The sequence below is a fragment of the Paenibacillus sp. RC73 genome (genome assembly GCF_044908085.1).
Taxonomy (GTDB): Bacteria; Bacillota; Bacilli; order Paenibacillales; family Paenibacillaceae; genus Paenibacillus; species Paenibacillus terrae_A.
This window is the reverse complement of record NZ_JBIYCV010000008.1, coordinates 218,145-236,492: the sequence shown is the minus strand read 5'-3', so window position 1 is coordinate 236,492 and position 18,348 is coordinate 218,145. Positions and strand designations below refer to the sequence as shown.

The window sequence follows — 18,348 nt, the reverse complement described above, 5'->3', positions numbered from 1 at the left end:
AGTTTTTTGTCTTACTTTTTCGCCAAGCAAAAGTTGGACGCGGAAATTAGCCAGAATGCTACCCACTCTCTGTCGGGAGTTAAAGCAGATATTGCAGCTAATGTGGATCGGCATGCTTTACTTGTCTCCATGCTGGCCAAGAGTGCAGAACAGCTGGGGACAGGAACGAAAATTGAAGATTATGGTCATTTGTATGAACAAGAGTTGGCATTGAATGATATGACCTATGGTCTGGGTGTTTTTTTCGCCAAGGATGCGTATGAGCCTGATACGACATATCGATCCAATTATGTGTATAGAGATGGTAAACAAATGAAGCAAACGACTGAATATGATGATCCCCAATATAACTATTTAACAAAGTTGTGGTATACAGGGGCTGTTGAGCGAGGTAAAGATATAAACTTTACGGAGCCTTTTTACGATTCCAAAATGAAAGTAAATATGATTACTGCCGGAAAAGCATTTTATGACCGAACAGGTAAGCTGATGGGTGTCATTACGGGTGACTTAAGTATGGCGAGTATTCAAGCCTATATCGAACGGATGAAATTCGGTGCCCAAGGAAGCGCGGTTTTGATGGACAAGAATGGAGCGATCCTGTCATCGGGACTCCAATCCATAAAAGCAGGTGAACCGCTGGCGAAAGTGTTGGGTATGGAGGAGGCAGAAGCTATCCAAAATGGTGCTTCCGGGCAGTTGTCCGCGTCCATCGGGAATGAGGATTATCGGATATTGTATGATACAATACCGCAAACCGGTTGGAAAATTGGGGTGCTGCTACCGGATTCGGAGCTGAATCGTCCTGCGAACGAAATGCTTAAACTGCTCCTTATCGTTAGTGCTATCGGAATCCTGTTGATCATGGGGGCTTTGCTGGTTAGCAATTCAGGAATGGTCAAAGAAATTAAAAAAATAATGCAGATAACGAATCGCATGGCCGTTGGAGATTATACAGTTGAAGTATCTCATCATCGTAAAGATGAGTTTGGTCAAATGGCAGAGGGAATCAATGAGGTGATTGCTGCTACAAGGGGGATGGCAAGTCGCTTGAGCGAAGAATCCGGCGTGATTACGACGGTATCCTCAACTATTTCCGGGGATATTTCTGGCGCAGCTGAGGATGCGAAGCACAATGCTGACGAGCTGGCTCAGGTAAAAGAAGGCGCAGAACTACAGTTGGCTGCTGCGGCAGAGAGTGCGACTGCGATGGAGGAAATGGCTGTTGGCGTTCAACGTATTGCCGAATCCATACAGCAAGTATCTGAAGCTACCACAGGCATTGAACATAAGGCTCATCAAGGAAATGAACGTTTGACCGAGGTCACCCGAGGAATGCACAAAGCGAAGGTATCTATGGATGAAGCAGGCAAGGTAGTAGGTTCGTTGAATGAACGGTCGGCCCAGATCGGCAGCATTATCGGGATCATTCAGGAAATTAGCGGGCAGACCAAGCTACTGTCGCTGAATGCCTCTATTGAGGCCGCACGTGCGGGTGAGCATGGCCGAGGGTTCGCTGTTGTGGCTTCAGAGATCGGCAAGCTTGCCGTAAATGTCAGCCAGTCAGCGGAGCAAATTACGAGCCGAATCCGATCTATGCAGGAAGAAACGAAATTAGCAATGGAAGGGATGCAACAAGGCGCTCTGGAGATGGATGAAGGGGTGGCAATTTTGCAGGAGGTGGAACAGCGTTTTGCTGCGATGAATCAGGATATCCAGCAGGTGGCGATTGAAGTGCAGGAGGTTTCATCGGCTTCGGAGCAAATGTCAGCAGGCTCAGAGGAAGTTGCGGCATCTATTAGTTACCTTGCCGATATTGCAAAAGCTTCTGCTGAACGTGCTGGGCAAGCCTCTGAACGATCTGAACGGCAACTGAAAGCGTTGGAAAGTCTGGATAGCTCAGCGAAGTCGCTTACAAGCGTTTCTGACACGCTCAATCAGGTGGTATCCCATTTTCGTGTGTGATGTTGTTTGAAAATACAGGCGCTGCAATAAAAAAATCGCCGTTCTCCATGGACTGTGGCTCAACACGCTTTGCCGTTTTGGCAGGTGGTGTTCATTCGCAGCACATGGAGTCGGCGATTTTTAATGTGATGGGACAGGCATCAATCCGGTGTTTTTTCTGTCAAGGGTTCCTGAGTTTTATCATTGGACCAGCCGAGTACGTCAATTAGCTTGAAGAACAAGCTAAGGATGATCCCGATGATTGTAGCCAACGCCATACCTTTGAGGGTAACAGCGCCCCAAGTGAGTGTAGCACCACTGATTCCGACGACCAGTACGACCGTAGCAAGCAGCATGTTAGTCGGCTTGGCGAAATCAACTTTTTGCTCCACGAAGATTCTTAGACCGGAAGCAGCGATGACACCGAACAACAGCAAGGATACGCCGCCCATGACCGGAGCCGGGATATTGGAAACAATCGCCGAGAAGGTGCCTGAGAAGGACAACAGGATGGCAATGACAGCGGCCCCGCCAATGACCCATACAGAGTACACTTTCGTTAATGCCATGACACCGATATTTTCACCATAGGTTGTATTGGGCGTCGAGCCAACAAAACCAGAAAAGATAGTGGAGATACCGTTACCCAGCAGCGAACGATGCAGGCCGGGATCTTTGGACAGCTCGCGTCCGACAATATTGCTAGTCACAAGCAAATGCCCGATATGCTCCACGATAACGACCAGAGCGACCGGAAGAATCGTCAGCATAGCCGAGGTGTTAAATACTGGAGTGGTAATTGCAGGATGTCCGAAAAAAGGAGCATCCGCAATTGCTTGCGTGTTTACCATACCCATAAAATAAGCGAGCACATACCCCACCACGATACCAATCAGAATATGAATGATTTTGGCAAACCCGCGAAACAGCACGGCTCCCAGAACAGTGACACCTAGTGTAACAAGGGAAAGGGTAATGGTTTTGGGATCCGGGGTCCAGGCTTTGGTGGGATCGGCATTGATAATGCCTGCCATGCCTGCTGCAACCGGAACCAGTTCCAGACCAATCAGGGCTACGATGGAGCCCATGACAGCCGGTGGGAATACAACGTCCAGCCACCGGGTTCCGGCATATTTGATCACCAGCGCAACAAGGCAGAAAATAATACCTGTAACAATGAAAGCGCCGAGGGCCATGGCATAACCATTGCCACCAGGGTTGTTTTTAAGCACGAGACTAACTGGAGCGATAAAAGCGAAGCTGGAGCCGAGATAGGCGGGAATTTTGCCACGGCAGATCCAGATGTACAGCAATGTGCCAATTCCGTTCATTAGCAAAATCATGCCGGGATCGACACCGAAGATATTCGGTACCAGCACGGTACTGCCAAACATGGCAAACAAATGCTGTACGCTGAGCAGGAACCCGGGTCCTGCCGGAAGCTTTTCATTAACTTGAATTTCGCGTTGCAACGCAGTTCACTCCTTAGTTCTTTCAATTATTCTTATATACATTAATTACTTTTCGTATTTTTTTCAATATAATTCGTTTCATTTCGCCAACAATCCTGATTTCATTGACCTATATGTGTCGGAATGACATGACAATGCCAAACCTGTAATAGTTGACGTGTGACGTGGTAACCGTCATAATTATAGGAAATCACTTTTAAAAGGGAACCTTTGCGCGACATGATCGGCGGGTTCCATTTTGCATAGAAAGGACACGGAATAGAGCAGAATGGGGATAGAGCAATTACTTAAAAAGGCCGGGGCCTATACCAGAGAAGCAGATCTTATCCGCATCAGGGAAGCCTACGATTTTGCCGAGCAGGCCCATTCAGGCCAGACTCGCAAGTCCGGTGAACCTTATATTCTGCATCCGCTTGCGGTTGCTGATATCGTCGTTAATATGCAGATGGATACCATCTCCATTATCGCCGCTCTTTTACATGACGTTGTGGAGGATACGACAGTGTCTTTGGCGCAGATTCGCGAGCATTTTGGCGATACATGTGCGATGCTTGTCGATGGTCTGACGAAGCTGGAGCGTATCCAGTTCCGTTCCAAGGAAGAACAACAGAACGAAAATTATCGAAAAATGTTTATTGCCATGGCACAGGACATTCGCGTCATTGTCATCAAGTTGGCGGATCGTCTGCATAACATGCGCACCTTGAAATACCAGTCCGAGGAAAGCCAGCGCCGGATCGCTTATGAAACGTTGGAAATTTTCTGTCCGGTTGCGAACCGACTGGGTATTTCAGCGATTAAATGGGAAATGGAAGATATTGCTTTGCGCTATCTGAATCCTCAGCAATATTATCGCATCGCCAATTTGATGCATAAGAAGCGGGCAGAACGGGAGCAGTTTATTGATAACGTTATAGAACGCATCGCTGAGAAGCTGGAAGAGATGGGCATTCAGGCCGATCTATCCGGGCGTCCCAAGCATATTTACAGTGTGTTTAAAAAAATGACGACGAAAAACAAGCAATTCAATGAAATATATGATTTGCTGGCGATTCGGATCATCGTGGATAACATTAAGGACTGCTATGCCACACTGGGCATTATCCATACATTGTGGAAGCCGATGCCGGGGCGGTTTAAAGATTATATAGCCATGCCTAAGGCCAACATGTATCAGTCCCTTCATACGACAGTAGTAGGTCCGAATGGCGAACCAACCGAGGTACAGATTCGCACGGTGGATATGCACCGTACTGCTGAGTTCGGGATCGCGGCTCACTGGGCCTACAAAGAAGGAAATGGATCGAATAACACCAATTTTGAGGATAAAATCACCTTTTTTCGCGAAATTCTGGAGTTGCAAAATGAGGCGAAGGACGCGTCGGAATTTGTGGAATCGCTCAAAATGGACTTTTTCTCCGACCTTGTTTTTGTATTTACGCCAAAAGGAGAGGTTATTGAGCTGCCAGCCGGATCGGTTCCGCTGGACTTTGCTTTCCGGATCCATACCGAAGTCGGGAACCGCACAATTGGCTCCAAGGTAAACGGAAGAATTGTGCCGCTGGACTATCGGCTTAAAACCGGCGATATCGTCGAAATTATGACGTCCAAGCATTCTTATGGACCTAGTCAGGACTGGCTCAAAATTGCCCAGTCCTCTCACGCGCGCAGTAAAATCAAGCAGTGGTTCAAGAAGGAAAAGCGTGAGGAGAATGTCGAAAAAGGCCGTGAGAATCTGGAACGCGAGCTGAGAAAACGCGATATAGAGCCTTCGGTGTGGATGAGCGACGACAAGCTTCAGGAAGTTGCGCAAAAGTTTTCTTTTAACGATATCGAGGATATGCTGTCTGCCATCGGCTTCGGTGGAATTACAGCAGCGCAGGTCTGTACACGTTTGACGGAGAAGCTGCGACGAGAGCAAGAAGAGGCGCGGCTGATTGAGCTGACGACCGAGGTCAAGGAATATAAGCCGCAGGGCGAACGGAAAAAAACACCGACCAATGGTGTCAGCGTCAGAGGCGTAGACAATTTGCTCGTTCGTTTTGCACGATGTTGTAACCCTGTGCCGGGAGACGACATTATCGGTTATGTAACACGTGGACGCGGGGTATCTGTTCACCGCACGGATTGTCCTAATATCCCTTCGGGTACGGGCGAAGATCAGGCGCGTGTGATCGAGGTTGAGTGGGAAGAAGCCGCAGAAGTGAATTACAGCGTCGATATTGAGATTACGGGACATGATCGTAACGGCTTGTTGAACGAGGTGCTTCAGGCTATTTCAGAAAATAAAACCAGCTTCTCAGCCGTTACAGGCCGTACGGACAAAAATAAAATGGCGATGATTCACATTACGATTCTCATCCGCAATACGGATCATTTGCACTCTGTTGTTGAACGAATCAAACGGGTGAAAGATGTGTACACTGTTCACCGGATTATGCAATAGCCCTTGTGGGTGTGCAAATAGGTTTACAGCCTTTGTAACGCATTTTGGTATAGAGCACGTTATGTTGCTAAAAGAGACGTGGCGTGCCTGTAGGAGGCTTTTAAAGGGCAAGGATAAAGGAGACAGCGGACAGGCGATGAAGATTATTATTCAACGCTGTAAAGACGCTCAGGTAGCGGTTAATCAAAAGGTGGTCGGCAAGATCGGAACCGGATTGATGCTGCTGGTTGGTATTGGTCAGGGAGATACGGCGGCCGATGCCGTTTATTTGGCGGACAAAACAGCGGGATTACGTATATTTGAGGATACTGAAGGCAAAATGAACGACAGTGTGCTGGATGTTGGCGGAGCTATTTTGTCCGTTTCTCAGTTTACGCTGTATGGTGACTGCCGTAAGGGCAGAAGACCAAACTTCATGGGGGCGGCCAAGCCTGAGGAAGCAGAGAAGCTGTATGATTTTTTCAACAGTCAGCTAAGAGCAAAAGGCTTGGAGGTCGAGACGGGAATTTTCGGGGCCATGATGGATGTGTCATTGACCAACTGGGGTCCGGTAACGCTGATTCTGGATAGCGAACGTTCGTAACGTGGAGCAGTATAAAATGACCGTTCAAGGGGGAGGATAATGTCATCTCCGCTGGTGTTTAGCCAGATGGATAGCTTTAAGGGTGACAGGAGAGACGAAGCCATGCGTCAAACCCCGAAAATGGACGGTTATCGAACTGCTGCACTTTTTTTTCCCGGTAGCATTCAGGAGGCAACCAGCCTCACTCGTGAGAGTGATACGTTATTGCAGCATGTTGCAGCAGCTATGGACAAGCCGGGACGTGGCGCTTTGCCACGCAGATAGGGAAGGAGCCGAGAGGCTCCTTTTTCTTTTTCACTGCTTCGAATTGTTATAAAAATAGATCAAGCGGGTAATAACAAAGCGTGGTAGACAAATCAAAATTTGTCACAAACTTAACTTACAACTCATCTTTGAGGATAACCGGAAAGGAGATCTGAACGATATGAGTAAAATTGCGTTTTTGTTGGCCGACCAATTTGAGGATTCCGAAATGCAAGTGCCCTACGATGAATTAAAGAAAGCCGGACATGAGGCGGATATTATCGGGCTAAAACAAGGCGAAAAGGTGAACGGCAAGCAGGGAAAAGTAAGCTACACCATCGAAAAATCCATTGCGGATGTGGAGTCAAGTGACTATGATGCTGTCGTTATTCCCGGCGGATCATCCCCGGAAAATCTGCGACTGGATGCGTATGTTCTAAAATTTGTGACTGAAATTAATGAAGCAAAGAAAACGATCGGCGCGATTTGCCACGGTCCGCAAATTTTGGCGAGCGCTGATTTGTTACAGGGACGGACGATTACAGCTTATCCTCCTTTGAAGGATGACTTAATTAATGCGGGTGCGCATTTTGAGGATCGCGAGGCGGTTGTGGACAGAAACTTTATTACGTCTCGTACACCTAAAGATGAGCCTGCTTTTGTGCGTGAGCTGTTGAAGGTACTGTAAATTCCACTGGAATTCATGCCTGTACAATCCCATTTTGAGGAGGATTTGATATGGAAAAGCAAATTCAGGCTTATTTTCGCACTGAAGATGAAGCTGAGGGCGCCAGATCTTCGCTGCAAGCCTATAGAACGGAGCATTTGGAAGTAGGTGCGCTGGATGATGCGCTCGGCAGGGACACGCGGGTATTAATCCCAATGTTACCCTATAACAACACTGGCACTGCTGGCGCGGCGATACCTGTCGCTGGGGCTTATAGTGAGAACATTATTCCAGAGGCGGAGAATGGCGAGGCTGACCGTGGCACTGCACGCAGGGATTTGAACGAAGACCGCAGCGGAACGACGGATCACGACACAGGCCTACTTCATGCGACAGACGTCTACATTAACGGTGATCAGGATGAATTACGGTATGTGTTATCTGCGAAGGTGAACGATGCTGACTACGATGAGGTTGTTCATAAGCTTCGTTCCAATCGCGGTTATGTAGCACAATTGGATTAAAGCTGAAAAAACTGTCACGGGTTTGTCGAAAAATTGAGGAATTCAGATGTTATAGAACGGCTGTAATACAATTGTAATATTCGAAACATCATTCCTTAATATTCGTTGTTTATAATAACAGCATGACCCCCTTTTGATATATCTTTTGAACCTGCGGACCGTTTCCGCAGGTTATTTTCTTTTTATAGGACTTATTTGTCTTATTGTGAAGGGAATGTCTTGACTTTGTCGAAGCGGTTCTTTAAAATCATAAAATAATGAAAAATGATTTGATGACGGGACCAAGTACTCCGAACCCACAAGCGCAGAGAGGAATTTCCAGGCTGTAAAAATTCCCTTGATGAGCGGACGAATGACTTCCCCGAGAACAGACGGCGAACAATTGAGGCATACACGCTTGGAGTACATGGTAATTGTACCAAACAGGCGATGATCCTGCATAATAGCCGTACTGCGCGTTACGGGCGTTATACGTATGAGCGGAGTCAGCGCAATGCTGACGGGCACTGAGCGTTTTTTACGCTGGTTGTCCAGGCAAACTCCGGAATGTGGGTGGTACCACGGGTGATTCGTAAACGACAATCTCTCGTCCCTGTTAATTTAACAGGGCGAGGGATTTTTTGTTTTATATTGAAACAAGAAATACACAGACGGGGGGATATGTTAATGGCCTTTCAAAAACCGACGGGAACGCAGGATTTGCTGCCGGGCAATGTAGAAAGATGGCAAGTTGTCGAGGAAAAAGCCCGCGAAATTAGCCGCCGCTTTAATTATCGTGAAATCCGTACACCGATGTTCGAGCAAACGAATTTGTTCGTTCGGGGTGTGGGTGAAACAACGGATGTGGTGGAAAAGGAAATGTACACCTTTGAGGATAAAGGAAAACGTAGTATGACTTTACGTCCGGAAGGGACAGCAGGCGTGGTTCGCTCCTATGTGGAGAACAAGCTGTATGGGGAGCCGGATGTAACGAAGCTGTATTATATCGGTCCAATGTTCCGCTATGAGCGTCCACAGGCTGGACGTCAGCGCCAGTTCCACCAATTCGGTATTGAAGCTTTAGGTGCGGTAGATCCTGCACTGGACGCAGAGGTTATCGCTTTCGGGTATCAGTTCTGCCGTGAGTTGGGCTTGAAGGGGGTAAAGGTAGAGATTAACTCAGTCGGCAATGCAGCCAGTCGTGCAGCTTACCGTCAGCATCTGGTAGATTTCCTGTTGCCGATCAAGGATACATTGACCAAGGAGAGCCAAGCGCGTATTGAGCGTAACCCGTTGCGAGTGCTGGATAGCAAGGATGACCAGGACAAATTTGGCGGTGCGCCTTCCATTTTGGATAGCTTGGACGAGGAATCAAGCACGCATTTTGAGAAGGTAAAGCAAAATTTGGACGCCATGGGCGTGGAATATACAGTCAACCCGCGATTGGTACGGGGGCTGGATTACTATACGTTGACCGCGTTCGAATTTAAAGCCGAAGGAATTGGAGCCATTGACACCATCGGTGGAGGCGGACGCTACAACGGATTGGTTGGCGATCTGGGCGGACCGGATCAGCCGGGTATAGGCTTCGGCATCGGACTGGAGCGGATTCAGCTAATCTTGGAGCATCAGGGTGTCGAACTGAACGAAGCCAAGCCGCTGGATGTCTATATGGTGGCGTTGGGTGAAGCGGCAGAAACGGAAGTGACCAGACAGCTGTTCAAGCTGCGCCAAGCCGGATTTGCCGCAGAGCGAGATTATCTGGGTCGCAAAATGAAGGCACAGATGAAATCGGCAGATCGTTTTAAAGCACGATATACTGCGATTTTGGGCGAGGATGAGCTGGTACGCGGTGAAATTGCACTGAAAAACATGGAAACTGGCGAGCAGCGTACCGTCAAGCTGGATCAACTGGTGGAAGAGCTAGGTTAATCCAGAGTAACATTCAGTCGGGTGGAACTTCCTTCGGCTGGTTAGATAGCATCAACTACTAAAACATAAACAGGAGTGTGTATTATGAAAAGGAGTCATCAATGCGGCGCATTAACCCATGCGCACATCGGAGAAACAGTTACATTGAACGGCTGGGTACAAACCCGTCGTGACCTGGGAGGCGTACTTTTTATCGACCTGCGTGACCGCAGCGGGATTGTACAAATCGTGTTTAACCCGGCATATTCCGGTGACGCGCTGCAAATCGCGGACCGTGTTCGTAGTGAATACGTGCTGGAGGTTACCGGTACCGTCGTCAAGCGGGATGCAGAAACCATTAACGCGAACCTGCCTACTGGTGAAATTGAAGTACGTATTACGGAAATTGAAGTATTGAATGCAGCCAAAACACCTCCATTCTTCATTGAGGATGGCGTGGAAGTAGACGAGTCGCTGCGTTTGAAATACCGTTATCTGGACCTGCGTCGTCCTGAGATGCACCAGACGCTGAGACTGCGTTCCAAAGCAGCAAAAGTATTCCGTGACTTCCTGGACGGAGAAGATTTCATCGAAGTGGAAACACCGATTTTGACGAAAAGCTCGCCGGAGGGTGCTCGTGACTATTTGGTGCCAAGCCGTGTGCATGAGGGCGAGTTCTTTGCATTGCCGCAATCGCCGCAAATTTACAAGCAATTGCTAATGGTGGGTGGCGTAGAGCGCTACTACCAAATTGCACGTTGTTTCCGTGATGAAGACTTGCGTGCTGACCGTCAGCCTGAATTTACCCAGGTCGACATTGAGACCTCCTTCATGCAACAGGATGACTTGTTGCCTATGATGGAGAAGCTTATGGTCAAACTGTTCAAAGAGACGATTGGTGTCGAACTCGAAACACCGTTCCAACGGATTACACATGCAGATGCGATAGACAAGTACGGCTCTGACAAGCCGGATCTGCGTTTTGGCCTTGAGTTAATTAATGTCAATGATATCGTGGCAAGCAGCGGCGTGAAGGTATTTGCTTCTGTAATCGAAAAGGGCGGCGAGGTTAAAGTCCTCAATGCTAAGGGCTGTGGCACATGGAGCCGTAAGGACATTGATGATCTGGGTCCTTATGCTGCACGTTATGGTGCCAAAGGTCTGGCTTGGATTCAAGTGAAAGAAGGCGAATTCAAGGGGCCTATCGTTAAATTCTTTACACCGGAAGAAATCGAAGCTCTGCGAGAGCGTACAGGAGCCGAAGAAGGCGACTTGCTGCTCTTCTCTGCGGATAACAAAAAAGTAGTCGCTGATGTATTGGGCGCGCTTCGTCTGAAAATTGGCCGTCAACTGGGTCTGATCGACGACAACGTATACAAATTTGCATGGGTTGTAGACTTCCCGCTGCTCGGCTATGACGAAGAACAAAAACGTTATGTGGCGGAACACCATCCGTTCACACGTCCGAAGGACGAAGACCTTGCCCTCTTGGATACAGACCCGGGTCAAGTTCGTGCCCAGGCTTATGACATCGTGCTGAACGGCTACGAAGTGGGCGGCGGCTCGATGCGGATCCATAAACGTGATGTTCAGGAAAAAATGTTCAATGCTCTCCGCCTGTCGCCGGAAGAAGTTAAAGATAAATTCGGCTACCTGTTGAATGCGTTCGAATATGGTGCTCCTCCACATGGAGGTATTGCCTTCGGTTTTGACCGTCTTGTAATGCTGCTTGCAGGCCGTACAAACCTGCGTGAAACGATTGCATTCCCGAAAACAGCCAGTGCGACAGACCTGCTTATGGATGCACCATCCGAAGTGGATCAAGCTCAATTGGAGCAGCTTCATATCCGTCTTGCTCCGAAGCCAGTTGCTCCTAAAGCTTAAGACGAACATTTGATTCTATAAGTGCCTTACTTGGGCCTGTGAATAGCGAAGAAAAATGCCATGAACCCGTTACCCTCTTATGGATAATGGGTTCGTGGTTTGTATGCATGGAGTTCAAGCATAGTGTCTAAATCAGTGAGGGAGGATATATACCATATGCTGCATCAATTTTCAAGAACAGAGCTGGCCATCGGGACTGAGGGGCTAGAGGTTATGAAAAATAGCACGGTAGCCGTGCTAGGTATCGGTGGTGTCGGCTCCATTGCAGTGGAAGCGCTGGCGCGTACGGGTGTTGGACGCATCATTTTGATTGATAAGGATGTCGTGGATATTACTAATATTAACCGCCAAATTCATGCGTTGACGACAACGGTAGGCCAAAAAAAGGCTGATCTGATGGTAGAGCGCGTGAAGCTGATTAATCCTGAATGTGAAGCGATTGCACTGAACATGTTTTATACGGAAGAAACGTATGAGGAGCTGTTCAAGTACGATCTGGATTATGTGCTGGATGCCTCGGATACGATTATTTACAAAATCCATTTGATCAAGGAATGTCTGAAGCGGGGCATTCCGATGATCTCCAGTATGGGCGCGGCCAATAAAATGGACCCAAGCCGTTTTCAGGTGGCGGATATCTCCCAAACGAAAATGGACCCAATTGCCCGTGTAATCCGCACCAAGCTGCGTAAGGAAGGCATTACAAAAGGTGTCAAGGTCGTATTTTCGGATGAGGAACCGATGAAGCCGCGTGAAGAGATTACGAAAAAAATCGTACCTGCGAACGCACCCGAAATCCGAAAGGCGAAGCAGCCGCCTGCGAGTAATGCTTTTGTACCTCCCGTGGCAGGATTGATCATGGTCAGTGTGGCTGTCAAGGATTTGTTAAACAACGCTGGCGTGTAAGTCTGAAATTAGTAGGTACAGATCGAACAACTTGCTGGAGGGTTTTGGTATGAAGGGTGGACTATTGTCCAGAAGTCTCGGTTTCAAACCCGAGCATCATTGGAAAAAGGAAGTGGCTGCTGGTGCCATTTCCTATTTTTCCGTTGTATATATTGTAATGGTCAATGCGACCATTTTGGCAGATGCCGGGATTCCATTACAAGGGGCAATGCTGGGTACACTGCTCACGTCGATTATCGGCTGCCTGCTTATGGCCTTTGGCGGAAAGTCCCCAATGGTTGTGGTACCAGGGATGGGGATTAATGCCTTTTTCACTTATACGCTCGTACACTCTATGAAGCTGAGCTGGCAGGAAGCATTGATGGTGGTCACCATTACAGGCATTTTATTCGCCGTTGTTGCATTTACGTCCTTGTACAAGCTGATTAGCCAGGCAATTCCCCATAATTTGCAGCACGGAATTACGGTAGGAATTGGTTTGTTTTTGACCTTTATCGGATTGCAAAAAAGTGGCATCGTGATTGCTCACCAAACGACTTTTGTCGCTATCGGCCATTTTAATGATCCAAAGGTAATCACGGCTTGTGTAACATTGCTGCTCGCTATTGTGCTGTTTGTGCGCAACGTGCAGGGAGGACTGCTGATTAGTATTTTGGCAGGAACAGGGCTTGCTTACGTGCTGGGAGCTGTAGAACCGACAAGCGGGGTGCGAACCTCTGAAACAGTGCGGCAGTATGGGCAATTGTTTGGTGAGCTATCCTTTTCAGGCATCGTTTCGGTAGCCTTCTGGATCGCTGTTTTTCTGCTACTGCTGATTGTTCTGTTCGAAAACATTGGGATGATTGCAGCGCAGACCAACATGATCGGAAGACCGGACACGTTCAAGAACAGCCTGCGAGTGTTAGCGGTAACCAATATTTTTGCCGGTATTTTAGGGAGCAGTCCGGCGGTAGCGGCTGCGGAATCGACGGCGGGTATTGCAGCAGGAGGTCGCTCAGGGGCGACGCCGCTGGTAACTGCCATTTTATTCGGGGCAACCTTCTTTTTTATTCCGCTGCTAGCTTACATTCCGGATAGTGCCATTGCACCCGTGCTCATCATCATTGGCGGTCTGATGGTGCAAAATGTGCGTGAAATGGATTTTAGTGATTTTACCGAGGCGTTTCCTGCATTTCTGGTCATGGTGATGATGCCTTTTACTTATAGCATTGTAGACGGGATGGCATTTGGTTTTATTGCATATCCCGTAGCCAAACTTGCAGCAGGGCGCGGCAAGGAAGTGCCTGTCGCATTGTATATCATTTCCGTATTGTTTGTGGCTAACTTTGTGCTTCATTCTCTGGTGTAGTAAACTCAAATTTAGGCTGTACTGTTCATACCCGCGCAGAGCGCGGGTGTTGTTGTCTGGACAAGAATGGTCAGACAGGAAGTGAGGTTGATGGTTTATGGAAAAGGAGCATAATCTACAGCAAGATGAACAGCAGGACCGGATGAAGGAAAAGTTGGGTAAAAGACCTGATAAGGCTGGCATGGGACGGTTTGTGAAATTGATTGCGAGTGCGCATCCTCCCAAGGCCATTCTTATTATCGCCCTGATCCTGACTCTGATTCAGACGACTGCCGGTTTAATTGTACCGCTGATGACCAAGGGACTGATCGATGGTTTGACCTTTTCTTCATTGAACAGAATGGTCATTTTTGGCTTGCTTGGGGCCTTCGTGCTCCAGGCTGTGGCTTCAGCGGTTTCCATTTATATGCTGAACTATGCCGGACACAAAATTGTGGCTAATTTGCGCAAACGCTTATGGCATAAAATTTTGTCTCTTCCCATTCCGTATTTTGACCGGAATCGTTCTGGGGATACGATGAGTCGTGTCACCAATGATACAAGCCTCATTATGAACCTGATTACAGAGTATCTTGTGAATCTGATTTCTAACGTAATTGCCATTATTGGCGGTATTGCCTTGCTTTTTTATCTGGATTGGGTCATGACACTCATTATTATGGCTATCGTTCCATTAACAGCGCTGATTTTATTTCCCGTGGGCAGGAAAATGTACCGTATCTCCAAAAAGCAGCAGGATGAGATGGCTGATCTGACCTCGGTACTGAGTCAGGTTATCGGAGAGATCAGGCTGGTAAAGGCATACGGGACGGAAAGCAGGGAAGCACAGGCCGGAGAGGATCGGATTTACCGAATGTTCCGCTTTGGTTTGCAAGAGTCACGTATTTTGGCCCTTGTAGGTCCAATTTCTACTTTCTTGCTGACCGCAGTGCTGGTCATTATTTTGGGTGTTGGTGGTGTTCGCGTCGCATCGGGTGTGCTGACTGCCGGGGATTTGGTAGCTTTCATTTTGCTGCTGTTTCAGGTGATTACACCGATGGCCCAGTTCACGACCTTATATTCACGTCTGCAAAAGGTGGTAGGTGCCACGGAACGAATTCAGACTATTTTGGATCATGAAGAGGAGCCGCTGGAATTGAAGCAGGAAGCAACAAAAGAAAGCAGGGATATCGTGCTGCGTAATGTTGCCTTTTCCTATACCGAAGGTGAAGAGGTTCTTCATCATGCCAGCTTGGTCATTCCGGCTAACCGGACAACTGCATTTGTCGGACCGAGCGGGAGCGGCAAGTCCACTCTGTTTTCGTTGCTGGAGCGTTTTTATATACCAGATACAGGAGAGATTCGTTATGGAGACGAACCGATATCATTGTATACATTATCCTCCTGGCGCTCCAAAATCGGCTATGTGTCCCAGGAAAGCTCGATGATGACCGGAACGGTCAGAGATAACATCACGTATGGCTTGGGACGGGAAGCTGATCTGGAGGAAGTGAGACAAGCAGCCACGATGGCGTATGCGGATGCATTTATTATGGATTTACCGCAAGGATATGAGACTGAGGTGGGTGAGCGGGGGATGAAGCTCTCCGGTGGGCAACGTCAACGGATTGCCATTGCTCGTGCGCTTCTGCGTAGCCCGGATATTCTTATGCTGGACGAGGCTACATCCAGTCTGGACAGCTCTTCCGAACATGAGGTGCAGAAAGCGCTGGCAAATCTGATGGAAGGCCGTACGACCATTGTTATCGCTCACCGTTTGTCTACTGTGGTTCATTCCGATCAGATTATCGTGTTAGACAAGGGGAAGGTGACCGGTGCAGGAACCCATGCGGAGCTGATTGAGTCCCATGAAGTGTACCGAGAGCTGGCTCAGAAGCAGTTTGTGGAAGTGTGAGGGAGAGGAGTATGGAGCGCGTTTGAGGCCGCTTCGCGTGTGATTTGATCCTCCGATCGCTGTTGCCTCTGAATTCCTCTGATTGTAATAAGACAGAAGGTTGGAATTCAGAGGCAAAGGCGAACGCTCCGCTTCTTCGGATTCAAATCACCCGCTTCGCTGGTGCCGCAAGGGTCCATACTTTATGTGAAGGGCAGGGGAAGTTCAAGGGCTAAGATCAAGATCCAAGAACAAGAGCATAAGAGCCAAGGGCAAGGATTTTTCATATAGAAATGGGCGTATTAGGAAATAAGGTTGGATTTTTTGGGTTTAATGTGTTACGCTTACTTTCCTTTTTTTGTGTCGGAGCAAATGAATGGGATACAGAAATCGAGACTTGATATTCTTAGGAGGTAACTGAAATGGAGAACGGGTTTCAAAGTGCCTATCAAGAAGAACAGCACAGGCTGTCGCTTGCTATGGAAGAAATTGATCGCAGATTGGAACGGCTTCGCAATACGCCGGTGTACACGGGACATGATTTTACGGAGCAGGTGCTGGAATCCGGGCGGGAGGAAAAACGCCAGGCTTTGGCAAAAAGTGCGCAGGAGCCTTATTTTGGACGCATGGATTTTGACGAACGTGGCAGGGGACAGCGTAAGCCGCTCTACATCGGCAAAATCGGAGTGGAGCGCGAGGAAGCGTCTGCGTATCCGCTTGTGATTGATTGGCGCGCGCCGATTGCCAGCTTGTTTTATTCTTTTACAGGCGGTGAAGAAACCGCGTCCTACGAGGCTCCAGAGGGAACGATTGAGGGCTTGGTGTATCTAAAGCGCAACGTTGTCATTCGTAAAAGAATACTGGAACGGGTAGCTGATACGTATAATCGTGAAAGCGACGAGCCTGCGGTTTCCGATGAATTTCTCGTCTATCGTCTGGGAGAGAACAAGGATAATCGATTGCGGGATATCGTATCTACGATTCAGGCAGAGCAGGATCAAATCATTCGTGCCGCTAAAAATACAGCCCTCGTCATTCAAGGGGTAGCGGGTAGTGGCAAGACGACGGTAGCGCTGCATCGTCTCGCATTTTTGCTGTATCAATACAAGGAGCAAGTATCGGCGGACAAGATGGTTATTTTTGCACCGAACCATATGTTTCTCGATTATATTTCAGATGTACTTCCAGAGCTGGGGGTCGGAAATATTCAGCAAAGTACATTTGCGGACTGGGCACTTAACCTGTTGGGTCTGGATTTACCTATAGCAGATCCTGCTGAAACGTTAGCTTATTGGTTTGAAAGCGGCAGCCTCAGAACGGAATCTATGGATGAGGCGCCGGGGCGATTCAAAGGTTCGATTCACTTCATGAAGCTGCTTCAAGCTTTTGTGGAACGGCTGGAGCCTGTCTCGGTGCCGGAGGGAGATTTTTCACCATGGGATGGGGCGGTGCTCCCGCGAGCCGAGATTTTGAACTGGTTCAATGAGGAATACAAGCCCTATCCGCTTGCAAAGCGAAAAGAACGCGTGCTTGCAAGAGTCCATCGCTGGATTGAAATGGAGCTGAAAAAGTCGCCCTCGGCGGTTGCGCTCAAGGAACGCAAGAAAAAAGCGGGACCCCGGGAAAAGGCATATGCTAAAAAATGGCCCCAATACGACGCGCTGACGCTTTACAAGCAGCTTTTTCAGGCAGCAAAAGGATTACCCGCAGACACGGCTGCGGAGCTGAAGGCTTCTTTGCCTGCTGCTATTTTTAAGACCACACAGTCGGATCTGCGTAAACAGGTTATCCGCGAAGAGGATCTTACTGCGTTGGTATATCTTCACGTGCTGATTCATGAGGTAGAATCGTCTCAACGTTTTGACCATGTAGTCATTGATGAAGCGCAGGATTTTTCACCTTTTCATATCGCACTATTGGATTTGTTCGTTAAAGGGCATTCATTCACGATATTGGGTGATCTGTCGCAGGGTATTCACGAATACCGTGGCGTACATGCCTGGGAAGAAATGAGTTCTCTTTTTGCGCCGGAACATACGGGGTATTTTGCACTTACCCGAAGCTACAGATCTACGCTGGAGATTATAGAGTTTGCAAATACGATTTTGGAGCAGGGGGTTCGCGGCGGCATTGCGGCCGTTCCGGTATTCCGTAGCGGCGATCCGGTGCGCACACTGCCATACGGTACATCGGGGCGTGAACAGAGTTTGCTGACCGCTCTGCAAGAGCTTTCTTCCAAGGAATATCGCACTGTATCTGTGCTGACGCGTACCTTGAAGGAGGCAGTGGAGCTGCATGAGGCTTTTACGAATGCAGGATTAGATGTGAATCTGATTGACGGCGGTAAAAAGCAATACGAAGGCGGATTGTCCGTTCTACCTGTGTACCTGTCCAAAGGGCTGGAGTTCGACGCAGTCATTGTAGCGGATGCCGACCGAGAACATTATGGAGAGCTGGCATGGGATGCCAAGCTGCTGTATGTGGGCTGTACCCGTGCGCTGCATGAGCTGTGGCTGTTACATGAGGGTACTCTTCCAAGTTATGTACAGGAACAGGTGAAGTAAGGAA

The 18,348-nt window shown here is 48.3% G+C and carries 13 protein-coding genes; 12 read left to right on the top strand and 1 reads right to left on the bottom strand.

Annotated elements, in window-relative coordinates:
* The first annotated feature begins 6 nt into the window (after positions 1 to 6).
* Positions 7 to 1,965 (top strand): methyl-accepting chemotaxis protein, encoded by a 1,959-nt coding sequence (locus ABH897_RS20075; protein ID WP_404592609.1) that lies wholly within the window; start codon positions 7 to 9, stop codon positions 1,963 to 1,965.
* Positions 1,966 to 2,105: 140 nt separating this feature from the next.
* Here the strand turns inward: ABH897_RS20075 and uraA are convergent, their stop codons facing one another.
* Positions 2,106 to 3,416 (bottom strand): uracil permease, encoded by a 1,311-nt coding sequence (gene uraA, locus ABH897_RS20070; protein ID WP_044648345.1) that lies wholly within the window; start codon positions 3,414 to 3,416, stop codon positions 2,106 to 2,108.
* A gap of 268 nt (positions 3,417 to 3,684) precedes the next feature.
* On the opposite strand from uraA, the gene ABH897_RS20065 reads away from it, so the two are divergent.
* The 11 genes from ABH897_RS20065 to ABH897_RS20015 all read left to right on the top strand — a co-directional run bounded on the left by ABH897_RS20065 (position 3,685) and on the right by ABH897_RS20015 (position 18,344).
* Positions 3,685 to 5,862: a RelA/SpoT family protein gene (locus ABH897_RS20065; RefSeq protein ID WP_283652973.1), complete on the top strand. Its 2,178-nt coding sequence runs from the start codon at positions 3,685 to 3,687 to the stop codon at positions 5,860 to 5,862.
* Positions 5,863 to 5,998: 136 nt separating this feature from the next.
* Entirely contained in the window at positions 5,999 to 6,445 is a 447-nt protein-coding gene (gene dtd, locus ABH897_RS20060) for a D-aminoacyl-tRNA deacylase (protein ID WP_137064039.1), read from the top strand.
* A 39-nt stretch (positions 6,446 to 6,484) separates the two neighbouring features.
* Positions 6,485 to 6,709, top strand: coding sequence for a hypothetical protein (locus tag ABH897_RS20055; protein ID WP_152643857.1), 225 nt, complete (start codon positions 6,485 to 6,487; stop codon positions 6,707 to 6,709).
* Positions 6,710 to 6,869: 160 nt separating this feature from the next.
* Complete coding sequence (locus tag ABH897_RS20050) at positions 6,870 to 7,376, top strand: type 1 glutamine amidotransferase domain-containing protein (protein WP_283652972.1); 507 nt, start codon at positions 6,870 to 6,872, stop codon at positions 7,374 to 7,376.
* Between the two features lie 50 nt (positions 7,377 to 7,426).
* Positions 7,427 to 7,879: a hypothetical protein gene (locus tag ABH897_RS20045; protein ID WP_283652971.1), complete on the top strand. Its 453-nt coding sequence runs from the start codon at positions 7,427 to 7,429 to the stop codon at positions 7,877 to 7,879.
* A 666-nt stretch (positions 7,880 to 8,545) separates the two neighbouring features.
* On the top strand, positions 8,546 to 9,790 hold the full coding sequence (gene hisS / locus ABH897_RS20040) for a histidine--tRNA ligase (protein ID WP_283652970.1): 1,245 nt from the start codon (positions 8,546 to 8,548) through the stop codon (positions 9,788 to 9,790).
* A gap of 84 nt (positions 9,791 to 9,874) precedes the next feature.
* Positions 9,875 to 11,653, top strand: a complete 1,779-nt coding sequence (aspS, locus tag ABH897_RS20035; protein WP_283652969.1) for an aspartate--tRNA ligase — start codon at positions 9,875 to 9,877, stop codon at positions 11,651 to 11,653.
* Positions 11,654 to 11,809: 156 nt separating this feature from the next.
* Positions 11,810 to 12,559, top strand: coding sequence for a tRNA threonylcarbamoyladenosine dehydratase (locus ABH897_RS20030; protein ID WP_014282962.1), 750 nt, complete (start codon positions 11,810 to 11,812; stop codon positions 12,557 to 12,559).
* A 49-nt stretch (positions 12,560 to 12,608) separates the two neighbouring features.
* On the top strand, positions 12,609 to 13,907 hold the full coding sequence (locus ABH897_RS20025; protein WP_404592608.1) for an NCS2 family permease: 1,299 nt from the start codon (positions 12,609 to 12,611) through the stop codon (positions 13,905 to 13,907).
* 97 nt (positions 13,908 to 14,004) lie between these two features.
* Positions 14,005 to 15,801: an ABC transporter ATP-binding protein gene (locus ABH897_RS20020; protein WP_404592607.1), complete on the top strand. Its 1,797-nt coding sequence runs from the start codon at positions 14,005 to 14,007 to the stop codon at positions 15,799 to 15,801.
* Positions 15,802 to 16,202: 401 nt separating this feature from the next.
* Positions 16,203 to 18,344, top strand: a complete 2,142-nt coding sequence (locus ABH897_RS20015) for a HelD family protein (protein ID WP_404592606.1) — start codon at positions 16,203 to 16,205, stop codon at positions 18,342 to 18,344.
* Positions 18,345 to 18,348 lie beyond the last annotated feature (4 nt).

Excerpts from the sequence above, each read along its gene's own strand:
- ABH897_RS20065 (WP_283652973.1), top strand. The coding sequence starts at position 3,685 with ATGGGGATAGAGCAATTACTTAAAAAGGCCGGGGCCTATACCAGAGAA.
- dtd (WP_137064039.1), top strand. The coding sequence starts at position 5,999 with ATGAAGATTATTATTCAACGCTGTAAAGACGCTCAGGTAGCGGTTAAT.
- ABH897_RS20055 (WP_152643857.1), top strand. The coding sequence starts at position 6,485 with ATGTCATCTCCGCTGGTGTTTAGCCAGATGGATAGCTTTAAGGGTGAC.
- ABH897_RS20050 (WP_283652972.1), top strand. The coding sequence starts at position 6,870 with ATGAGTAAAATTGCGTTTTTGTTGGCCGACCAATTTGAGGATTCCGAA.
- ABH897_RS20045 (WP_283652971.1), top strand. The coding sequence starts at position 7,427 with ATGGAAAAGCAAATTCAGGCTTATTTTCGCACTGAAGATGAAGCTGAG.
- hisS (WP_283652970.1), top strand. The coding sequence starts at position 8,546 with ATGGCCTTTCAAAAACCGACGGGAACGCAGGATTTGCTGCCGGGCAAT.
- aspS (WP_283652969.1), top strand. The coding sequence starts at position 9,875 with ATGAAAAGGAGTCATCAATGCGGCGCATTAACCCATGCGCACATCGGA.
- ABH897_RS20030 (WP_014282962.1), top strand. The coding sequence starts at position 11,810 with ATGCTGCATCAATTTTCAAGAACAGAGCTGGCCATCGGGACTGAGGGG.
- ABH897_RS20025 (WP_404592608.1), top strand. The coding sequence starts at position 12,609 with ATGAAGGGTGGACTATTGTCCAGAAGTCTCGGTTTCAAACCCGAGCAT.
- ABH897_RS20020 (WP_404592607.1), top strand. The coding sequence starts at position 14,005 with ATGGAAAAGGAGCATAATCTACAGCAAGATGAACAGCAGGACCGGATG.
- ABH897_RS20015 (WP_404592606.1), top strand. The coding sequence starts at position 16,203 with ATGGAGAACGGGTTTCAAAGTGCCTATCAAGAAGAACAGCACAGGCTG.